This window comes from Clostridium sp. UBA871 (genome assembly GCF_002295255.1).
In the GTDB taxonomy this organism is placed as follows: domain Bacteria; phylum Bacillota; class Clostridia; order Clostridiales; family Clostridiaceae; genus Clostridium_J; species Clostridium_J sulfidigenes.
In genome coordinates, this window is record NZ_DBFV01000003.1 from 229480 (window position 1) to 250734 (window position 21255).

At 30.9% G+C, this 21255-nt stretch carries 17 protein-coding genes; 14 read left to right on the plus strand and 3 right to left on the minus strand.

What is annotated here, in order from left to right; translation table 11 throughout:
- From B3086_RS02715 to B3086_RS02760, 10 genes are all read left to right on the plus strand, one after another.
- Positions 1-1269: a YeeE/YedE family protein gene (locus B3086_RS02715; RefSeq protein ID WP_346847654.1), complete on the plus strand. Its 1269-nt coding sequence runs from the start codon at positions 1-3 to the stop codon at positions 1267-1269.
- Between the two features lie 17 nt (positions 1270-1286).
- Positions 1287-2984, plus strand: a complete 1698-nt coding sequence (locus tag B3086_RS02720) for an FAD-dependent oxidoreductase (protein WP_346847653.1) — start codon at positions 1287-1289, stop codon at positions 2982-2984.
- 12 nt (positions 2985-2996) lie between these two features.
- Positions 2997-4334 carry an APC family permease gene (locus tag B3086_RS02725; protein WP_346847652.1) on the plus strand — a complete coding sequence of 446 codons (1338 nt, stop codon included), beginning with the start codon at positions 2997-2999 and terminating at the stop codon, positions 4332-4334.
- 255 nt (positions 4335-4589) lie between these two features.
- On the plus strand, positions 4590-5312 hold the full coding sequence (locus B3086_RS02730; RefSeq protein WP_346847651.1) for a GntR family transcriptional regulator: 723 nt from the start codon (positions 4590-4592) through the stop codon (positions 5310-5312).
- Positions 5313-5394: 82 nt separating this feature from the next.
- Complete coding sequence (locus B3086_RS02735) at positions 5395-7155, plus strand: NAD(P)/FAD-dependent oxidoreductase (protein ID WP_346890936.1); 1761 nt, start codon at positions 5395-5397, stop codon at positions 7153-7155.
- Positions 7142-8425 carry an NAD(P)/FAD-dependent oxidoreductase gene (locus tag B3086_RS02740; RefSeq protein WP_346878172.1) on the plus strand — a complete coding sequence of 428 codons (1284 nt, stop codon included), beginning with the start codon at positions 7142-7144 and terminating at the stop codon, positions 8423-8425. The genes B3086_RS02735 and B3086_RS02740 overlap by 14 nt, the downstream gene beginning before the upstream one ends.
- A 1-nt stretch (position 8426) precedes the next feature.
- Positions 8427-8816, plus strand: a complete 390-nt coding sequence (locus B3086_RS02745; protein WP_343826045.1) for a DUF1667 domain-containing protein — start codon at positions 8427-8429, stop codon at positions 8814-8816.
- Entirely contained in the window at positions 8806-10362 is a 1557-nt protein-coding gene (locus tag B3086_RS02750) for an FGGY-family carbohydrate kinase (RefSeq protein ID WP_346847648.1), read from the plus strand. Before B3086_RS02745 ends, B3086_RS02750 begins: the two co-directional genes overlap by 11 nt.
- A 20-nt stretch (positions 10363-10382) precedes the next feature.
- Positions 10383-12107, plus strand: coding sequence for an FAD-binding oxidoreductase (locus B3086_RS02755; RefSeq protein ID WP_346890937.1), 1725 nt, complete (start codon positions 10383-10385; stop codon positions 12105-12107).
- A gap of 182 nt (positions 12108-12289) precedes the next feature.
- Entirely contained in the window at positions 12290-12784 is a 495-nt protein-coding gene (locus B3086_RS02760) for a hypothetical protein (RefSeq protein WP_346847612.1), read from the plus strand.
- 108 nt (positions 12785-12892) lie between these two features.
- Here B3086_RS02760 and B3086_RS02765 read toward each other — a convergent pair whose 3' ends face one another.
- Positions 12893-13648 (minus strand): creatininase, encoded by a 756-nt coding sequence (locus B3086_RS02765; protein WP_346876620.1) that lies wholly within the window; start codon positions 13646-13648, stop codon positions 12893-12895.
- Between the two features lie 385 nt (positions 13649-14033).
- Between B3086_RS02765 and zupT the strand changes: the two genes are divergently transcribed.
- The 4 genes from zupT (at position 14034) to B3086_RS02785 (ending at position 19589) form a co-directional block, all read left to right on the plus strand.
- Complete coding sequence (gene zupT, locus B3086_RS02770; RefSeq protein WP_346847610.1) at positions 14034-14858, plus strand: zinc transporter ZupT; 825 nt, start codon at positions 14034-14036, stop codon at positions 14856-14858.
- Positions 14859-14879: 21 nt separating this feature from the next.
- Positions 14880-16127 carry a UV DNA damage repair endonuclease UvsE gene (gene uvsE, locus B3086_RS02775; protein ID WP_346847609.1) on the plus strand — a complete coding sequence of 416 codons (1248 nt, stop codon included), beginning with the start codon at positions 14880-14882 and terminating at the stop codon, positions 16125-16127.
- Between the two features lie 105 nt (positions 16128-16232).
- Entirely contained in the window at positions 16233-18173 is a 1941-nt protein-coding gene (locus B3086_RS02780) for a sigma-54-dependent Fis family transcriptional regulator (protein ID WP_346892748.1), read from the plus strand.
- Positions 18174-18509: 336 nt separating this feature from the next.
- The gene (locus tag B3086_RS02785; RefSeq protein WP_346847607.1) at positions 18510-19589 is read left to right on the plus strand and encodes a 2,3-butanediol dehydrogenase; all 1080 of its coding nucleotides are present in this window, start codon (positions 18510-18512) and stop codon (positions 19587-19589) included.
- 111 nt (positions 19590-19700) lie between these two features.
- On the opposite strand, the gene ric is transcribed toward B3086_RS02785, so the two are convergent.
- Both ric and B3086_RS02795 read right to left on the minus strand, forming a co-directional pair.
- Entirely contained in the window at positions 19701-20417 is a 717-nt protein-coding gene (gene ric / locus B3086_RS02790; RefSeq protein WP_346878191.1) for an iron-sulfur cluster repair di-iron protein, read from the minus strand.
- 127 nt (positions 20418-20544) lie between these two features.
- Positions 20545-21252: a Crp/Fnr family transcriptional regulator gene (locus B3086_RS02795; protein WP_346892750.1), complete on the minus strand. Its 708-nt coding sequence runs from the start codon at positions 21250-21252 to the stop codon at positions 20545-20547.
- Positions 21253-21255 lie beyond the last annotated feature (3 nt).

A 21255-nucleotide genomic window follows, 5' to 3' on the forward strand; every position in this document is an offset into this window, starting at 1 on the left:
ATGAAAAAGACTGAACAAATTTTAGGATTTATAGGAATTTTACTAGTATTACTTTTAGGAAAGACATTATTAAAAACTGACATGCTATTTTTTAGACTTTTAGTGGGTGTGGGATTAGGTTATGCTTTATCTAGGGCTTATACAGGATTTGCAGGTAGTGTTAATCGTGCATTTAACACAGGATCAACAAAATTAATGAGGACACTAATGTTCTTGTTCTTTATCTCATCTTTATTGACTACTGCATTTTTATTCAAGGCAGATCCAGCTAGTTACGATCTGTGGATAAACCCAATTAACTTTGGTCTTATATTAGGGGCAATACTATTTGGGTTTGGTATGTCATTTTCATCATGTTGTGCATCAGGAGTACTTACGGACTTAATAACAGGTCTTCCTAGAGCGTTTATTACATTAATCTTCTTTGGGTTAGGAGTATTCTTAGGATTCCCTATACAAAATACTGTAGGATGGGTTAAGAACTCTTGGTTTTCAACTCCAGTAGGTGAAAAGTTGGCAGGAGGTGTATTCCTACCAGATCTATTTAAATGGGATGGTCTTGAAGGATATCTAGGTGCCTTAGTATTAATGGCATTATTTTGTGGAGTAGTTGTATTTATATCATACCGTTACGAGAGAAGTCGTAAGCAAAATAATACTTATACTGGTCACTCAATGGAAAAGGTACAGGATGAAAATGAAGTGTTAGACACTAAGAATTACAAGCTTTTAAGTGAAACAACATACAACAGATTATTTGTAAAACCTTGGACATTAGTGCAAGGGGCTGTAGTTATAGGTATATTATTTGCTTTGTTAATGGGAATTACTAAGGCTGGATGGGGCGCATCTACTCCTTATGGAATATGGTTTGGTAAATTCTTGATGATATTTGGAATTTCACCAGAATCTTTGGCAGCCTTTACTCAAATGCCAGCAAAGGCGTATCTTGTTCCATTCTTTGAACATGCTGTTTCAGTGCAAAACTTTGGAATACTCATTGGAACTAGTATATACTTGTTAACTGCTGGTAAGTTTAAGAAAACATTTATGTCAGAGATGCACATTACAGTAAGAGAAGTATTACTATATGCACTAGGCGGAATTACTATGGGATTAGGTACTAGACTTGCTAATGGATGTAATGTAGGAGCATTATATACTCCAATTGCAAATTTCTCACTTTCCGGTTGGATTTTCTTAATTTTCATGGTAGTTGGTGGTATTGTAGGAAATACACTAGCTAAAAGACTATTTAAGCAACATTAAAAGGAGGTATCATTGTTATGGGTAAAAGAATTTTAATTATTGGAGGAGTTGCTGGAGGAGCTTCAGTTGCAGCAAGAGCACGTAGAATTGATGAAAAAGCAGAAATAATTATGTTTGAGAAGGGACCTCATGTATCTTTTTCTAACTGCGCTTTACCATTTCATTTAAGTGGCATGGTGGAAAATGGTGACGATTTAGTTTTAATGTGTCCAACACAGTTCAAAAATCAATATAATATTGAAGCTAGAGTTAATAGTGAAGTTATAAAAATTATAAGAGATGATAAAAAAGTAGTAGTTAAGAACCTTCTTACAGGAGAAGAATATGAAGAGTCCTATGACAAATTAGTTTTATCTCCAGGGGCTAATCCAATATTGCCAAGAAGTATTGAAGGAGTAACAGGTTCCAATGTATTTACAGTAAGAAATGTAGTTGATATAAAGAAATTAAAGAATTATATTGATAGTAACAATATTAAGGATATTGCTGTTGTTGGTGGTGGTTTTATAGGGGTTGAAGTAGCGGAAAACCTATGTTTAGCAGATAAGAATGTAAGTCTTATAGAAGCACTTGATCAAATAATGAGTCCTTTTGACTATGATATGGCCCAAATACTTCACAAGGAAATGATGGATAAGGGAGTAAACCTTATATTAAGTGATGGAGTTAAGAAGATAGATGAAGACTTTGTAGAATTACAATCAGGTAAAAAGGTGGCTGCAAAAGTTGTAGTAATGGCAATTGGTGTTAGTCCGGAAACAGGATTAGCTAAGGATGCAGGACTTGAAATTGGAGTAACTGGAGGCATTAAAGTTGATCATAACTATTTGACTAATGACAAAGATATATATGCTGTAGGTGATGCTATAGAAGTTTATAATCGCTTAACACATAAAACTTCAAGGCTGGCTTTAGCAGGACCAGCTCAAAGACAGGCTAGGGCAGCAGCTGATAATATGTATAATATTCATCACAATAATAATGGAGTTATAGGATCATCTGTAGTTCAAGTATTTGATCTAGGAGCAGCTTCTACAGGATTAAATGAAAAAGCTGCTAAAGCAGCAGGTATTTCTTATGATTTTGTATACATTATTCCAGGAGATAAAGTTGGCTTAATGCCAGATAGTAATCCAATGCATTTCAAATTAATATATGAATATCCAACGGGAAGAATTCTTGGAGCACAGGCTATAGGAAAAGGAAATGTAGATAAGAGAATAGATGTAATTGCAACAATGATAACAATGGGTGGAACCTTAGAGAATTTAAAGGAATTAGAGTTATGTTATGCTCCTTTATTTGGAACAGCAAAAGATGTAGTTAATTTTGCAGCTTTAGTAGGACTAAATTTATTATATGGTAAGTTTAGACAAGTACCAGTAACAATAGTTAGGGAGTTAGTAGAAAAGGATGAATTTATTGTAGATGTAAGAGAGAAGCATGAATATGAACAAGGACATCTTAAGAATTCAGTAAATATTCCATTAAGTGAAATTAGAGAAAGAATGTCTGAAATTCCAAAGGATAAACCGGTATATTTACATTGTCGTTCAAGTCAAAGAAGTTATAATGCAGTAATGGCACTACAAAATAGTGGATATGATAATGTAATCAATATATCTGGTTCTTATCTAGGTATTTGTTGCTACGAATATTATCAAGATCAAGTAACAGGAAGAGCAAAGATAGTTACAGAATATAATTTTAATTAAGGATTGAATTTTATGAAGAAAAAGTTGAACAGAATAGACATATTAGCCTTAGCATTAGGATCTATTATTGGATGGGGTTCATTTACCTTGCCAGGTTCAAAGTTTCTCCATGAAAGTGGTATTATTAGCACGGCCATCGGTTTCATACTTGGTGGTCTTGCTATTGTTTTTATACAAAAGGGTTATCACATAATGATGGAGAAGCATAATGAAGATGGGGGAGAATTCTCTTATACTTACAATAACTTAGGAAAGGGAAATGGATTTATAGTAGGCTGGTCCTTGACATTGTGTTATATAAGTATGGTTCCACTTAATGCCACAGCCTTTGTATTGGTGCTTAAAAGATTATTTGGTTCAGCAGTGGATTTTATATATCTATATCAAGTAGCAGGTTATCCAGTATACTTGTCAGAGGTTATCATTGCCAGCTTGATAATTCTTGTATTTGCTTATATTAATATCAAAGGATTGAAATTGAGTTCCATGGTACAGAACATCTTAATTTTATTAATGGTGGTAAATGTAATTATAGTGTTTGCTTTCATGTTTATGAAGGTAGACCACAGCTTGATTAGGGATACCTATATTAATAACTATAAGTTTAATATTACTGAAGTAGTAAAAGTTTTTGCTATAGTACCCTTCTTGTTTGTTGGCTTTGATGTAATACCGCAAGTATCCACAGATTTGAATTTTGAAGCACCAAAAGCTACAAGAATGGCATTACTAGCAATATTTGCTGGAGTACTTTTTTATAACTTATTAAATATTACAACAGGTCTAGTTTATACTCCAGAGAAAGCTTTATTGGAGCAGTGGGCTTTAGGGTCTGCAGTACTTGATAATATGGGATATATAGGCTTTATTCTACTAATAATATCCCTAGCTGGTGCAGTAGCAGGGGGGATAAATGGGTTTATGTTAGGGAGTAGCAAGTTAATTGGAGCTTTGTCGAGATATAAACTTATCCCAGCAAAGTACAAAGAGAAAAATAAAAATGGTGTTTTCGAAAATGGAGTTAAATTTATAGCCGTAGTCAGTTTAATAGCGCCATGGTTTGGTAGAGAAGTTATTATTTATATTGTAGATATGTCATCCTTACTAGCTGCAGTAGCATATTTTTATGTATGTTATATTGGGTTTAAAAACTCAATAGGAGTTGACAAATATTTTTCAGCATTGGGGGCTTTTATAGGGCTAGTATTCATAGGATTATTGATAATACCAGGTTCTCCTGCAAGATTAAGTAGACCTTCTATGGTATTGGTGATTTTATGGGCAGTGTTAGGATATTTTTACTATAAGAAGTATTCAAAGACAATGAAATCAATTGATAATCACATATAAGTTTAAAAATAATTTCAAAAGTAAGTTATTCTTGAGAAATATGTTCATTTTAAAATATCATAGGAAAGTTAAATAAATTGGTGTTAGTATATTATAAAATATTATATAAGGCAGCCTGAAAAATAGTTTCAGGTTGCCTTTTTATAGTTTAACAATATAAATCATAAGATATAAATAATCCTCAACATGTTAATAAATTGGTAATCATATAAATCATCCAGCATATAAATATAAAAAACATTGGAGGAATTAATAATGATAGATAGATATAATAAAACACCGTTATATATACAAGTAAAAGAAGAAATAACCAAGGCAATTATAAGTGGTAGATGGGAGGTTAATTCTCGAATTCCAACTGAAAGGGAACTGATGGAGAACTATGAAGTAGGTAGAGCTACAATAAGACAAGCTATAGACTTATTAGTTAGTCAAGGGTATCTGTATAAGAAACAAGGAATTGGTACCTTTGTTTTAAGAGATAAGCCTTCTTTGGGATTTGAGCCACTTATTAGTTTAACTTTTACATTAAGAACTAAGGGAATAAAGATTAGCAACAAAATACTAGATGAGAATTTTTTTATCCCAGGCGAGGAATTAACAAATAAGATGAGATGGAAAATGAATCAAAAGTGCCTTTATGTAAAAAGGTTAAGAACTGTTGAAGAAATCCCGGTAGCCATTGAGAATTCATATTTTTCACAGCAGTTTTCTAATGATAATAGTAAATTTGATTTTAAGAAATCCTTGGCAAGTATGATTATAAATGATTTAAAGGTAGACATATCAAAGGTAGATCAGACGATAACTATTAGAATTCCTAATAGCGAAGAAAAAAGTCTGTTAGAAATAGATGAAACTACAAGAGTATTAGTTATGGAAAGATGGATATATGAAGAAAATAATGAAGAACCATTCTATTATTTAAATTTTATAGTTCCAGAAAATTTATACTATGTACCTATGATAAATTATTAAAAATAAGTATTTATTTTATAGTTAAATCATAGTATATACAGAGAAGTTAAGATGTCCGAACATCCTAAGGAAGGGATATGTAATGATAAAAAAATATGAAAAGGTTCAAAAACTTATACAAAAAGAGGTTTATAAAGAGATTTACTGCAGGGAATGGAACTCTTCCATTATTTTAGAAGGGCAGGTAGAGAGTTGGGATATGGTTATTAAAGCTGGTAAACTTGCATCTAAAAGAGGATACAAGGGTGTAGTAAACCAAATAACTGTGAAAGGTTTAAAAATACCTATAATTAAAGCACCGATTATAAGAGATTCAAATTTAAATGGGAAAAGGGTAGATGTACTCATTATTGGAGGAGGAGTTATAGGATGTGCTATTGCTAGAGAGCTTGCAAAGTGGGAAATGTCTATTTTATTGCTTGAAAAAGAATCAGATTTGGCAATGCACACATCATCAAGAAATGATGGGATGATACATCCAGGTATAGAAGCTCCTATAGGAAGTAAAAAGTCCATATTTAATGTTAGAGGTAATGAGCTTTATTCAAAGATTACAAAAGAGCTAGGGGTACCTTTTGAAAGATGTGGCTCTACAGTGATTTTTGATAGAGGATTTATAAGGTTAGCTAAACCTTACCTTATGAGTAGAGCACGGAAGGCTGGAGTAAAGGATGTAGTTATTTTAAATAAGGCACAGGTAAAAAAAATAGAACCAAATGTGACGGATAATATAGTTGGGGCAGTTCATTTTGGAACAACAGGTATATTATCTCCTTATAGGATGACCTATGCTTTTGCAGAAAATGCAGCTATGAATGGAGTCGATTTTTCCTTAGATACCTTAGTAGAATCATTCCTTATGGATGGAAATGAGATTATTGGAGTAAATACAAATAGAGGATTAATATATCCTAAGGTAATTATAAATGCAGCTGGAATCTTTGCTGATAAAATTGCTAATATGGCACATGATCAGTTTTTCACAATACATCCAAGAAAAGGAGAGACGCTAATACTAGATAGAAAGAAAGGTTCTTTAATTAATGGAGTGGTAGCTAAGCCAAGCTTAAACCTGACTAAAGGAAATACCAAAGGTGGAGGTATTATAAAAACAATAGATGGAAATATTTTGGTAGGGCCTGATGCTTATGAACAACCCTTTAGAGAAGATTATTCTACAAATTCAACAAATATAGAGAATATATTAAGAAAGCATTTACCTGTAGTACCTAAATTATCTAATGGTGATGTAATAACATATTATGCGGGAATAAGAGCCGCTACTTATGAAGAAGATTTTATCATTGAACGATCTGAACGTGTTGATAATTTAATTTATGCAGCAGGTATCCAATCACCAGGTCTTGCATCTGCACCAGCTATAGCAGAGGAAATTGAGAAGATAACCTGTAGATTACTAGCTGAAAAAATACAGTTAAAGAAAAAAGATTATTGGAATCCAATAAGAAAAGCAATACCAGAAGTAAGAAATATGTCCTTTGAGGAAAAGGCTAAGCTAATAAAAGAGAAACCAGAATATGGTGAAATAATTTGTAGATGCGAGGAAATAAGCAAAGGTGAAGTTCAGGATGCTTTAAGAAGTCCAATAAAAGTGGATACAGTAGATGCTATTAAAAGAAGAGTTAAGGCTGGAGCAGGTAGGTGTCAAGGAGGATTTTGTTTACCACAGGTATTAAAGATTATTAATGAGGAATATGGTAAAAGTTTTGATGAAATAACTAAGAAAGGTAAATATTCTAACATTCTTATAGAAAAAGTACAAAGTAAATATAATAATCTTACAATAAATGATAATGAGGTGAAATTAAATGAAAGACAATAAATTTCACTTTGATGTAATAGTTATAGGTGGAGGTCCAGCGGGGCTTGCAGCAGCATTAGCATCTAATGAGAAGGGAAGTAAAACATTAATTGTTGAAAGAGAAAAAAAATTAGGTGGAATATTAAAACAATGTATTCATGATGGATTTGGATTAATTACCTTCAATGAGACACTTAGTGGACCAGAATATGCTGATAGATATATGAGAAAGATTATGGGAAAAGATATATCAATATATACATCAACATTTGTAAGTAAAGTAGAAAAGGTAGGAGATAGTTTTATATTAACCTTAATAAATTCAAGAGAAGATGTTTTTCAGGTTAGCTCTAAGGCGTTAGTTTTAGCCAATGGGTGTAGAGAGAGAACGTCTAGACAAGTTTTTATAAATGGAGATAGACCTGCTGGCATATATTCAGCAGGAACAGCACAATATTTAACAAATATCATGGGTTATCTACCTTGTAAAAACTGTGTGATTTTAGGAAGTGGAGATATTGGATTAATTATGGCTAGAAGGTTAACCTTGGAAGGTGCAAAGGTTATAGGTGTGTATGAAATGAAAAGTACTCCTTCAGGATTAAGCCGAAATATTATGCAATGCTTAGAAGATTATAATATTCCATTACATTTATCCCATACAGTAACTAGGGTAATAGGGGAGAGCAAAGTTTCAGCAGTTGAAACATGTAGAGTTGACGAAAATATGAAGCTCATTGATGGAACAGAAGAGATAATTAAGTGTGATGGATTAATATTATCAGTAGGATTAATACCAGAAAATGAGGTAGCAGAAAGTTTGAATATAGAAATTGATCCATTAACCAAAGGACCAAAGGTAGATCATAACTTTAGGACAAGTGTAAATGGGGTATTTTCCTGTGGAAATTCTCTTCATGTTAATGATTTAGTAGATTATGTATCAGAAAGTGGGAAATATGCTGGAGAACAGGCAGCAACTTATGAAGAAAATAGTTATAGAAAATTAGTGGATATAACCTTTGATAAAAAAGAATTTCTATATGTAGTACCACAAAGCATAGATTTAAATTCTATAGATAAAGATATAACAATTTACTTTAGAAGTAAAGATGTAATAGAAGATGTAAAAGTGGAATTTTACTTAGGTAACAAGGTAGTATTTATGAAAAAGTATAATATAATAAAACCTCCAGAGATGGAAAAAATAATTTTAAACTTAAAATCATTTTCTGTAAAAAATATGGATAATCTAAATTTGGTTATGAGTAAAATTAAAGAAGGTGTATAAGGTGGAGTTAAAAAAAATCACCTGTATAGTGTGTCCTAATGGTTGCAAACTTACTATAATTGAAAAAAATGAAGAACTATTAGTGGAAGGTAATAAGTGCAAAAGAGGCATAGAATTTGGAATTAATGAGATAAAAAATCCATTAAGAAGTATTGCTTCAACAGTAAATACTATATATAAGGAAATGCCAAGACTACCGGTGAGAACTGACGGACTGATTCCAAAGAGTAAAATATTTAATGTAATGAGAGAAATAAGTAAAGTAGTAATAACAAATCATGTTGATATAAATGAAGTAATAATTGAAAATGTATTAAACACTGGAGTTAATATAATTTCAACCTCAAGTTTGATTGAGATATTAAAGGAGGAGTATCCGAATGGAGGATAAATATGTTCTCTCCATAGATTGTGGGACACAAAGTGTAAGAGCGTTGATATTTAATGGATTAGGTACATTAGTAGCTAAAGAGAAGCTAGATTTTCAACCATACTTTTCAAATAGACCAGGATGGGCAGAACAAGATCCAGAGATTTGGTGGCAAGGTGTATGTCATGTATGTACAGCACTAAAAGAGAATAATTCTGCTTTTTTCAATGAAATACTTGCAGTATCAGTAACAACACAAAGAGATACAGGTATAAATGTAGATAAAAATGGGGAAGCATTAAGACCTGCAATAATATGGTTAGATCAGAGGATGGCAGAGTGTAAAAAACCTATAAGTAAAAAATATGATTTTCTCTTTAGGATAATTGGAATGAAAAAAGCCATAGAGGTTTCAAGGAAAAAATGTAAAGCAAATTGGATAATGGAAAATCAGCCGGAAATATGGAGAAACACTTATAAGTATTTATTACTTTCAGGATATTTAAATTTTAAATTAACAGGAAATTTTGTAGATTCTATAGCATCTCAGATTGGACATATACCTTTTAATTTTAAAAAGAAAGATTGGCCAAAAGGAAATAAAGATTATAGATGGGAAATTTCGGGAGTTGAAAGAGAAAAACTACCTCAGCTTGTAGAGGTGGGAGAAAGAATTGGGGAAATAAGTTCAGAAGTTGCAAAGGTTACAGGGTTAAAGATTGGAATACCTGTTATTGCAGCAGGATCAGATAAAGGTTGTGAAACCTTAGGTACAGGTTGTAAGAATGAAAAATGGGTAAATTTAAGTTTTGGAACAACAGCTACAGTTCAGACTATGTCAAAAAAATATATAGAGCCTTTAATGTTTATGCCAGCTTATCCAGCTTGCATCCCAGGATATTATAATCCGGAATTTGAAATTTTTAGGGGGTATTGGATGATTAGTTGGTTTAAGAGAGAATTTGCTAGAAAGGAAGCTATGGAAGCAGAAGAAAGAGGCATTTCTTATGAAGAAATATTAAATGAAAGATTAAAGGATGTTCCACCGGGATGCCATGGGTTAATGCTTCAGCCATATTGGGGACCAGGTTTAAAATATCCTGAGGCAAAGGGAGCAATTATAGGTTTTGGAGATGTTCATACAAGAAGCCATATTTATCGAGCTATTATTGAAGGAATAAATTATGGATTATTAGATGGAATAGAAAAAATAGAAAGAAAGACTAAGGAAAAAGTGAAGTATGTAATGGTTTCAGGAGGCGGCTCTCAAAGTGATACTATTTGTCAAATAACTGCCAGTATGTTAAATAGAAAGGTTTATAAAACTACGACCCATGAGACGTCAGGATTAGGAGCAGCTATTATAACTTTTGTAGCTTTAGGAATATATGTAACTTACAATGAAGCTATTGAGAAAATGGTTCATTATAAAAAAATATTTACTCCAGAAAAAGAATATACAGAAATATATTCAAAACTTTTTAAGAAAGTTTACAAGAGAATATATAGAAGACTTAAATCACTATATTCAGATATTGGAAAGATAACAAATTATCCAGATATTTAATTGTAATGGGGGAATTATTTATGAATAAAAATGAAGATATTTTCACACCAAATTGGTATGAAGATTTACCACCAGAAGGATCATATAGATCTATTTTAAAATGGGGAAACCCTAAGGAATTTAAACATCCCAATCCTAGATTATACACTTTGATGAAGAAAACCTTTGAAATGACTGATGATGATTTTAAAACACCTCAAAAAATGGGTTTAGAAAAGGTTAGTTTTGAAAAAGAGATTACTTTAACAGAAGGTCAAATTGCTCACTTTAAGCACATAGTAGGAGAAAATAATGTAAGAATGGACCCTTATTCAAGGCTTCAAATAGCTTATGGAAAAACTATGATAGATTCAATGAGACTTAGAGAAGGTATCGTTGAAAATATTCCTGATATAGTAATACATCCAAGAAGCAAAGAAGATATAAAAGAAATAGTTGAGTACTGTAATGAAGAGAAAATACCAGTGTATGTTTACGGAGGAGGTTCATCTGTAACTAGAGGTGTTGAGTGTGTAAAAGGTGGAGTATCCTTAGATATGAGAGTTCATATGAATAAGGTAGTTAACTTTAATGAAATAAATCAAACAATAACTGTAGAAGCTGGTATGTCAGGTCCGAAACTAGAAGAAACATTAAATAAAGCAAAGGAACTCTTTGGTGCAAAAAGGGCATATACCTGTGGACATTTCCCTCAATCCTTTGAATATTCGGCAGTTGGAGGTTGGGTTGTAACTAGAGGAGCAGGTCAGAATTCAACCTACTTTGGAAAGATTGAGGATATGGTTATATGTCAAGAGTATATCACGCCGGCTGGAGAAATAAAAACCGATGAATATCCTGCATTAGCTACAGGACCATCCATCGATGAAATCATGATGGGAAGTGAAGGTGCCTATGGAATATTAGTTTCTGTAACTCTTAAGATTTTTAGATACATGCCAGAAAATCAAAGGAGATTTAGTTATATATTCAAGAACTGGGAAGATGCTAGAAATGCAGCAAGAGAGATTATGCAAGGGCAATTTGGATTTCCATCAGTATTTAGATTATCAGACCCAGAAGAAACTGATGTTATGATGAAACTCTATGGAGTAGAAGAAACAATTATTGATAAAATAATGACTGTAAGAGGATATAAGCCAAATGAGAGATGTATGTTTTTAGGATTTACAGATGGAGAAACATGTTTTACAAAGGTAGTAAGGAAAAAGGTTCATAAGATATGTAAAGCGTATGGAGCTATGTCGACAACAGGATATGTAACTAAGGCATGGGAGCACGGAAGGTTTAGAGATCCATATTTAAGAGAAGATTTACAGGATTATGGTATTATGACTGATACCCTTGAATGTTCAGTTAATTGGGAGAATATGGATTATGTTCATAAGGGAGTAAGAGCTTACTGCAAAAGTAGACCAAATACAATTTGTATGACACATATGTCTCATGTTTATCCACAAGGTGCAAATCTGTACTTTATTTTTATAGCTAAAATGAATAAAATAGATGAGTATTTAGAATATCAATATGGAATACTTGATAATATTCAGAAGTATGGAGCTGCGATGAGTCATCACCATGGAATAGGAAAGATGACAGCCCCTTGGCTTGAAGGTCAAATAGGTAAAAATCAAATGGAGGTATTCAAGGTATTAAAAAATCATTTTGATCCAAATAATATTATGAATCCAGGTGGAACATTAGGTCTTGATTTATCTGATGATAAGAAAAGAATGGTAAAGTAAAAGGATGAAGTGAAATTTAGCTTTAGTGTACCCATAATTGTACTAAAATTTTGAAAAAAATAGGTAGATAAGCATTCTTTATTACTTTTATATTTTTAAAGAAGATATTTAAATTGTAACACAAGTTTTTTCAATCCATAATATAATAACAACACAGTATGTTATTATATGGAGGAATAATAGTGAAAGAATTTTTAAGTATTGAAGGAGTAGTTAAAAGTATAGAAGTGATGAAAACATCAGTAAATGACACATCGGCATGTACAATGATAATGTCAGTAAGAGGAAGAAGAGATGATGATTTTAACTTAGTAGTTAGCCGAGATACTTACTTTGTAGACCATGTTAATATAAGACCTGGTGATTATATAATTGGATTTTATGATGCATTGGCACCTGTTCCATTAATATTTCCACCACAGTATAGAGCTATTGTTATAGCCAGAAAATCAAAAAAAGAAAATGTCAAAGTGTCTCATTTCAATAGAAGATTAGTCAGTAGAGATGATTCACTTAGACTTAATATTAGTAATAGAACACAAATATTACTTGAAAATGGCCAGAGCTTTTTGGGCAATATAGAAAATAGAAATCTTGTGGTTGTATATGGAATGAGTACCAAGAGTATACCTGCAATTACAACACCATCACAAATTATAGTTTTATGTGATAATTAGATATTTTATAAATAAGTTTGCCTAGTATGAATAATTATAATACTAGGCAATTTTATTATATTAAATAGAAGCATAATAATTTTATAAATTAAGCGATAATTCTTAAATTTATCTGAAAGCTTCTTCAACTATTTTAACAATGTTTGGAATAACGTCATCTACAATTATTTTTCCTCTTGCAGCTGAAGAGGATTTAGCTGATGCAAGTATTCCAGTTTCGGGAACGATATCTTTTTCTATAGGATATCTAAAATAAGTTGTTGGACTAGCATTTTCAGTATCTAATATTTTATCTTCTCTAACAAGCTCTGGTGCAAAGTACATCATTAATGAGGTCTCTGTAACGGCAGCATGTTCTAAAGCCCATCCTGGGAATGGTACTTCATCAAAAACTTTATCAATTACATCAGGTGACATTGGATCCCACCAGTTAGTAAGAAGAAGCTTTACCTTGTCTCCATATTTTGCAGAACATAGATCCATAGCTTCTACAATAAATGCTTCATTTTCAAAGTGAGCACTCAAAATAAATATTTTTGTAAAGCCATCACGAACAAATTCATCTATTATATCCATTACTAAGGCTTGTAATGTAGCACCATTTAAGTCAATAGTTCCAGGAAATAATGGGCCACCACCACTTAATGGTTTTGATTTATATCCATAAGAAATTGTTGGAGCAACTACTCCATTTATTTTTTCAGCTATGCGGTAAGCAAACTCTCTTGCTAATACAGAATCTACACAGGTAGGTAAGTGAGGGCCATGTTGTTCTGTAGCACCTATTGGTAATATAATTGCATCATCTTTTTTCTTTGCAAACTCTTGCCATGTCATATTTTCCATTTTAACATTTTCGTACATAATTAATGTCTCCTATTCTTAAGTGTAATAAAGTTTTTTGCTAAGTATTTATATAATAAAAATAAAGTTTATATAATATTATTGTAACATAAGTATGCTTTTACATAATATCCATATTATAAACAAAAATATAAATAGAACTATTGAAATACTAGCATAAGTATTATTTTATATAGAATAGCATAGTAGTGATTTTTAAATTGATTATGATATAATAATTATACTATTAAAGGAAAATAGAGTAATTCATCCTATGAAAATAATTAGGTTTAATTAGGGTGAAAGTTAGTAAAAGTTGCAGTAATTGATATTGTATTGATTAAACAAGTTTGTGTAAGTTATTGATAAGTATATGAATAAAATATAGGAATTAGGGGGAAAAGATATGGAACAGGTTTTTATTGCCTTTGCATTAACGTTATTTGCAGGGCTATGTACAGGAATTGGAAGTGCTCTTGCGTTTTTTGCTAAAAAGACCAATACAAAATTTTTATCAATTAGTTTAGGATTTTCTGCAGGAGTTATGATATATGTTTCTATGATAGAAATTTTTGTTGAAGCTAGGAACTTATTATCCGTTGAACTTGGATTTAAATTGGGTTCTTGGGTTACAGTAGGAGCTTTCTTTTTTGGTATGTTAATTATAGCGATTATTGACAAACTTATACCAAGTGGTGAAAATCCTCATGATATTTATAAAATTGAAGAATTAGAGGGAACGGAAAATGAAAATTTAAAAGATACATCAAAAGATAATACAAAATTGCTTAGAATGGGATTACTTACAGCATTAGCAGTGGCTATTCATAACTTTCCAGAAGGATTGGCTACTTTTATTTCTGCATTACAAGAACCATCAATAGCCATACCTATAACAATTGCTATTGCTATTCATAATATTCCTGAGGGTATCGCAGTATCAGTTCCAGTATTTTATGCTACGGGTAGTAGAAAAAAAGCTTTTCTATATTCTTTTCTATCTGGACTGTCAGAGCCCTTAGGTGCTATTATTGGTTATTTGGTATTGATGCCATTTATTAATAATATTACCCTTGGAATTATTTTTGCTATAGTTGCTGGTATTATGATATTTATTTCTCTTGATGAATTACTTCCATCGGCAAGAGAATATGGTGAACATCATTTATCTATCTACGGACTAGTAGCGGGAATGGCTGTAATGGCAATTAGCTTATTACTTTTCATTTAAGTAAAAGGATGGTGTTGTAAGTTGCTTGAAAAAAATAGAATTGGATATGCATGTACACCTGCATCTATTCCATATAAAACTTCAAGAAGCTTTTTATTAAAAAATTTTAGTGATAATGTTTTTAATCAGTGTGTTAGAAGTAACATTGATGATTTAATGAATATATTAAAGTGGAATATAGAAAATGCAATATATTTATTTAGGATAAGTTCAGATATAATTCCCTTTGGTAGTCACCCAATTAATAACCTAAAGTGGTGGGAGACCTATAATAAAGAACTTACAGAGTGTGGAGAATTTATAAAAAATAATAATATTAGGGTTTCTATGCATCCTGGTCAATATACAGTTCTAAATTCTCCTAATGAGGAAGTTGTTGAGAAAAGTATTATGGATCTAGAGTATCATTGCAAATTTTTAGATAGTTTAGGTGTGGACTATTCTAACAAAATTATACTTCATGTTGGAGGGGTATATGGAGATAAAATTTCTGCCATGGAACGATTTAAGCATAATTTTAATAGACTATCAAACTCTTTGAAAAAAAGATTGGTAATTGAGAATGATGATAAAAGTTATACCATAGAAGATGTATTAAATATTTGTAATGATATTAAAATACCAGCAGTGTTTGATAATCTTCATCATCAGCTCAATCCTTGTTTTTTAGAGTGGAAGGATATTTTATACTCTGTTAAAAATACATGGAAGGTTGAAGATGGTCCAGTAAAATTCCATTATTCTGATAGAGATATAAGTAAAAAAGGAGGAGCTCATTCTAAGTTTGTTGTTACTAGTAATTTTTTAGATTATATGAAAAGTATTTCAGAAATTAATTCAGATGTCATGCTTGAAGTTAAGGATAAGGAAATATCAGCAATGAAGTGTATTTACACTCTTAATGAAGACTTGCCAATTTCAATAAGGACAGAGCAATGGGCGAAGTATAAGTATTCTTTAATGGAAAAGGACTATTCTTATTATAAAAAATGTAGTAGCTTAGTAAATTCTCCTATACCAATGAGAGAAGTGTATATGTATATAGATCAGTGTTTAGAAAAGCCTTTTAGTAGAGGAAATTTTATTAACACAGCACAACATGTTTATGGATATATAAAAGATAAAGTAACATTAAAAGAAAAGAATAGGTTTAATGAACTTTTAAAAAATCCAGACGAAAATAATATTAAGGTAAAAACCTTATTAAGAAAATTATGTGAAAAGTACGAAGTAGATTATATTAATAACTCTTATTATTTTATATATTAGATTTAGTTCTAGGTATACATTTTATCCATGGTGATATAAAACAAATACTAAAATAATAAATTTATTGTTTTGAGTATATATTTCTTAAGGGGTGGGAGTGTAAGAATGGATAATTATACGGAATTAATTACAAAAGCATGGAATGAATTTGTGAAATACGGTATAGATAATAAAAAAGTTAAAAAAGATATAAGAGATTCATGGATAAGATGTAAAGAGTATAATGTAGACTATATGGATGGAAGAGGTGTTGAGAAATATAAAGCTCCTGTAGGAATTAAAGTTAAAGAGAATATAGATTTAGTTTCAGTAGCACATTCTATAATGGAGAATTTGTATAACACCATATCAGGTTCAGGCTTTGCTTTATTCCTTGCAGATAAAGATGGATATATAATAGATGTTATTGGTGACGATAGTATTTTAGAAAAAGCCAGGGATTTAAGATTTACAAAGGGAGCCTTATGGTCAGAAAAAGCAGTAGGAACTAATGCTATAGGAACCTGCTTATATCTAAATAAACCAATACAAACTATTGGGGCTGAGCATTATGGTATACAACAACATTCTTGGACGTGTTCATCAGCACCTATACATGATAGTGATGGGAAAATAATAGGGTGTATAAATATGTCTGGCATATGCAAGGATGCACATCTGCATACTTTAGGAATAGTTATTGCAGCAGCTGAATCCATAAAGAAACAGTTAGAACTTATATTATCCTATAATTTATTAAATATAACTTTTGATTCCATTGTAGAGGGAATGATAGTAATAGATGAAAAATTTAATATTAAGAGAGTGAATCATAGAGCAGAAAATATTTTAGATATGAATCAAGATGAAATATTTGAAATAAATATAAAAGAAGCTCTAGGTAATTTAAATTTTGATTACATTATAGAAAATTATGAGGAAACGTATAATAACATAGAATGTGACTTTAATATTAATAATAAAAGAATAAAATGTATATTAAATGTTGTACCTATGAATGTTAATAATAGGTCCATGGGAGTAGTTATAACTTTTAGAGAAAGTAAATCTGTACATAGGTTTGTAAATAAAGTGGTAGGATATAAGGCTAACTATAAGTTTAAAGACATTGTAACTAGTAACGATAAAATGATAAATATGATAAATTTTGCAAAAAAGGCTTCAAGAAGTGATTGCAATATATTAATAGAAGGACCTAGCGGTACGGGAAAAGAACTGGTAGCTCAAGCTATACATAATTATAGTCAAAGAAGTGATGGACCTTTTGTAGCTGTAAACTGTGCTTCAATTCCTAGAGATCTAATGGAAAGTGAATTTTTTGGTTATGATAAGGGCGCTTTTACTGGAGCTGCTAAAGAGGGACATCCAGGGAAATTTGAATTAGCAGATGGTGGAACAATTTTCTTAGATGAATTAGGAGAACTTCCTTTAGATATGCAATCGAAATTATTAAGAGTTTTAGATAACAATACCATAGTTAGAGTAGGCGGAAATTACGAAAAGAAATTAGATGTAAGAATAATAGGAGCAACTAATAAAGAGTTAAAAGAAGAGATAAGTAAAAAAGCTTTTAGAGAAGATTTGTATTACAGGTTAAATGTAATGAATATAAAAACCATCCCTTTGAAGGAAAGAAAGGAAGATATAGAGACACTAGCAAGACACTTTGTTAATAGTCTTAATTTTAAAAATAAAGCTAAATATAAACTAATAACAACAGATTATATAAATGAACTAAAAAAACATGATTGGCCTGGAAATGTAAGAGAACTTAGAAATGCTATAGAAAGGGATTATTATTCTAGTGAAAAGGATATAATTTGTGTACAATCTTTGGAAAAGTCACAAATAATAGAAGCTAATTTTAATAATGAGAAAGCAAGTGATGTAGATGAAATAGTACCTATAGATATTTTAGAAAGAGAAAGTATAATAAAAGCTATTAACTTTTGCGGAGGTAACATATTAAAGTCTGCGGAAATGCTAGGAATAAGTAGAGCTACTATTTATAGAAAGATAAAAAAATATAACATAAATGACCTATAAATTACTTTGTTTTTTTATTATCAATGATTAGAATTATATATGTATCAAAATGAGAATTTAAAATAGTAAATCTCAAGATGAGACACTGAGTTGTGTATCATTTTGAGATTTTTTAGTTTACTATATAAATTAAATTTTTGAATAAGATTTAAAGTAAATTTAATTAGAAATGTAGAATGGGACTCAATGTAGTCATTTTCATAGCTGCAGGCAAAATAGGATGAATAATGTTTTAAAAAGTATTTTAAACAATGATTTTGGCATAAGTCTTGCATAATAAATATGTGAGAATATTAACAATATATTAGATTATATTTTTTAGGAGGTACTTTTATTATGAAAGCAGCATTATGGTATGCTAAGAAAGATATTAGGGTTGAAGAGGTAGATGAACCAAAGGTTACTAAAGGAAATATAAAAATTAAAGTTAAATGGTGTGGAATATGTGGTTCAGATTTGCATGAATATTTAGGAGGACCTATTTTTATACCTGTTGGACAACCTCATCCTTTAAGTGGGAATATAGCACCAGTAGTTCTAGGGCACGAATTTTCAGGGGAAGTTGTAGAAGTAGGAGAAGGAGTAACAAAGTTTGAAATAGGTGATAGAGTTATTGTAGAACCTATAGTGGCTTGTGGAGAATGTCCAGCATGTAGAGAAGGTAAATACAATCTGTGCTCTTCATTAGGATTTCACGGACTTTGTGGTAGTGGTGGAGGACTTGCAGAATATACTGTATTTCCAGAAGAATATGTGCATAAAATGCCAGAGGGGATGACTTATGAACAAGGAGCTTTAGTAGAACCAATGGCGGTAGCACTTCATTCTATTAGAATTGCTAATTTTAAAACAGGAGATACTGCCATAGTACTTGGTTCAGGACCAATAGGTCTTGCAACTATTGAATGCTTAAAAGCAGCAGGAGCAAAATTAGTAGTAGTGTTACAAAGAAAATCAATAAGACAGGAATATGCAAAGAGGGCAGGAGCAGATGTTGTTCTTGATCCAAATGAAGTTGATATAGCTATGGAGGTTAAAAAACTCACTGGTGGAACAGGTGTAGATGTTGCCTTTGAAACTACAGGAGCAAAGATAGGCTTTGATATAGGCATAGATAGTCTAAAATATGAAGGAGTTATGGTAATAACAAGTATTTGGGAAGATGAAATAAACTTTAACCCTAATGTCTTAGTATTTTCTGAAAAGAAAATAGTAGGAACTTTAGCCTATAGACATGAGTTTCCAGCAACAATTGCGCAAATGAGCGATGGAAGAATTAAGGCAGAAGGATATATAACTAAGAAAATAGCACTTGAAGATATAGTTGAAGAAGGATTTGGAGCTTTGACCGGTCCTGAAAAGAAAAAACATGTGAAAATTCTTGTAACTCCAGATAAAGCTCTTTTAAATAAATAAGAAATCAGAGAAAATGTAAAGATATAAAACAAGTATGGAATAAAATGATAAAAAGCCTAAGGAAATAAATTATCCTTAGGCTTGTAAATTTTTTTATTTTAAGAAAGTTACTTATTGATGTTTGTTAATATCCAAGTTCATTCTCTTAAATAGAATATTGTTTTCAAGGTGAATATGCTGGAATAAATCACTCTCTAGTTCTTCAATAATTTTAAAGGTTATAACATAGGTATTACAACCGTCATTAGGAACTTTGAAATCATTGGTAATTTTTCTAAGTTCCTTTAAAATATCTCCAGCACCTTCATGCTCCTCTTCGATTTCATTAATTACTTCATTAATTTTTTGAAGTTGATTAACACTTGGATTTTTATCATATTCTTTAATTAATGGGAAAAGAATTTGTTCTTCTTTAAGCAAATGTTGCTCTAACTCAGTTTTAAGCATTGAAAAGAGCTTATGGACTCTGAATAGTACATTATGGTTTATACCATGAACTCTCATTATTTTTGTTGTTAACTCTCCTAATTCAGGAAGTACTCTCTTAGTATAGGCATGATGAGTATTTTCAATATGGTCAATTAATTCACTTGATGTCAATGCCCTAAAATCTATGAATACTTCTTTTGTATTATTACTTTCTTCAAAAATCTCATTTATTTTATTTAATATTAGATTTTCATCAAGATGTAATTCATAGAGTACCTCTTCAAGGGGTCTATTACCTCCACAGCAAAAATCAATTTTATATTGTTTGAAAATTTCACTAGCCTTAGGCACAATTGAAACAATTTCTCCTACGGTTTGAGAACTATTAAATTTATTCATATATATTCCTCCAATACAGTGTTATTTAAAGATTTCTTGTTTATAACTCTATAATATATTAGTTATATAAAATATTCTGTGACTGGAGTCATAGTTTTAAAACAAACTATCTAATTATTTTTATTTTTTAATTCATTAAAGCATCTATATCTCGTATCAAAATCTGTTTATTTCCTATCATATCAATGACACCTTCATCTTGTAGTACGCTTAATTTCCTACTAACCGTTTCTCTAGCAGTACCTATATAATTAGCTATTCCTTCACGGCTTAATGGGAGCTCTACAATAACACCATTAGGATGTTTTTTACCATACCTTTCTACAAAGTCAAGAAGTAGTGAATTTATACGCCACTCTATGTTTTTAGTACCCATATTTTGCACTGAGCTCTCTATTTTATCCATTCGACTACATAATTCTTCTATGATTTTAATCCCTATTTTAGGATAATTAATTAAAAGTTTTTGAAAGTCATTTTTATTTATCATGCAAATATAAGTAGTTTCTAATGCTTCAACATTATAGGTAGATTGTTGATTATTTAAGAGATTTTTTTCACCAAAGAAGTCACCGTGATCAAATATATATAGAATCTGCTCTTTGCCTTCAATAGTATAACGAAATACTTTTACCTTACCATTATCTATAATGATTAGATTTTCTAAATAACTTTCTTCCATTATAATTAGCTCACCTTTTTCATATTGCTTTTTTACAATTAAGGTAGCTACTTTACTTAATTCTTCAGAATTTAAACCAGAGAAAATTGGAACTCTTTCTACACATAATTTATGAAGACAATTATCGCAGTTACATTTTTTATATTCGCTCATGAA

Coding starts and splice junctions, on each gene's coding strand:
- B3086_RS02715 (WP_346847654.1), top strand. CDS start 1: ATGAAAAAGACTGAACAAATTTTAGGATTTATAGGAATTTTACTAGTA.
- B3086_RS02720 (WP_346847653.1), top strand. CDS start 1,287: ATGGGTAAAAGAATTTTAATTATTGGAGGAGTTGCTGGAGGAGCTTCA.
- B3086_RS02725 (WP_346847652.1), top strand. CDS start 2,997: ATGAAGAAAAAGTTGAACAGAATAGACATATTAGCCTTAGCATTAGGA.
- B3086_RS02730 (WP_346847651.1), top strand. CDS start 4,590: ATGATAGATAGATATAATAAAACACCGTTATATATACAAGTAAAAGAA.
- B3086_RS02735 (WP_346890936.1), top strand. CDS start 5,395: ATGATAAAAAAATATGAAAAGGTTCAAAAACTTATACAAAAAGAGGTT.
- B3086_RS02740 (WP_346878172.1), top strand. CDS start 7,142: ATGAAAGACAATAAATTTCACTTTGATGTAATAGTTATAGGTGGAGGT.
- B3086_RS02750 (WP_346847648.1), top strand. CDS start 8,806: ATGGAGGATAAATATGTTCTCTCCATAGATTGTGGGACACAAAGTGTA.
- B3086_RS02755 (WP_346890937.1), top strand. CDS start 10,383: ATGAATAAAAATGAAGATATTTTCACACCAAATTGGTATGAAGATTTA.
- B3086_RS02765 (WP_346876620.1), bottom strand. CDS start 13,648: ATGTACGAAAATGTTAAAATGGAAAATATGACATGGCAAGAGTTTGCA.
- zupT (WP_346847610.1), top strand. CDS start 14,034: ATGGAACAGGTTTTTATTGCCTTTGCATTAACGTTATTTGCAGGGCTA.
- B3086_RS02780 (WP_346892748.1), top strand. CDS start 16,233: ATGGATAATTATACGGAATTAATTACAAAAGCATGGAATGAATTTGTG.
- B3086_RS02785 (WP_346847607.1), top strand. CDS start 18,510: ATGAAAGCAGCATTATGGTATGCTAAGAAAGATATTAGGGTTGAAGAG.
- ric (WP_346878191.1), bottom strand. CDS start 20,417: ATGAATAAATTTAATAGTTCTCAAACCGTAGGAGAAATTGTTTCAATT.
- B3086_RS02795 (WP_346892750.1), bottom strand. CDS start 21,252: ATGAGCGAATATAAAAAATGTAACTGCGATAATTGTCTTCATAAATTA.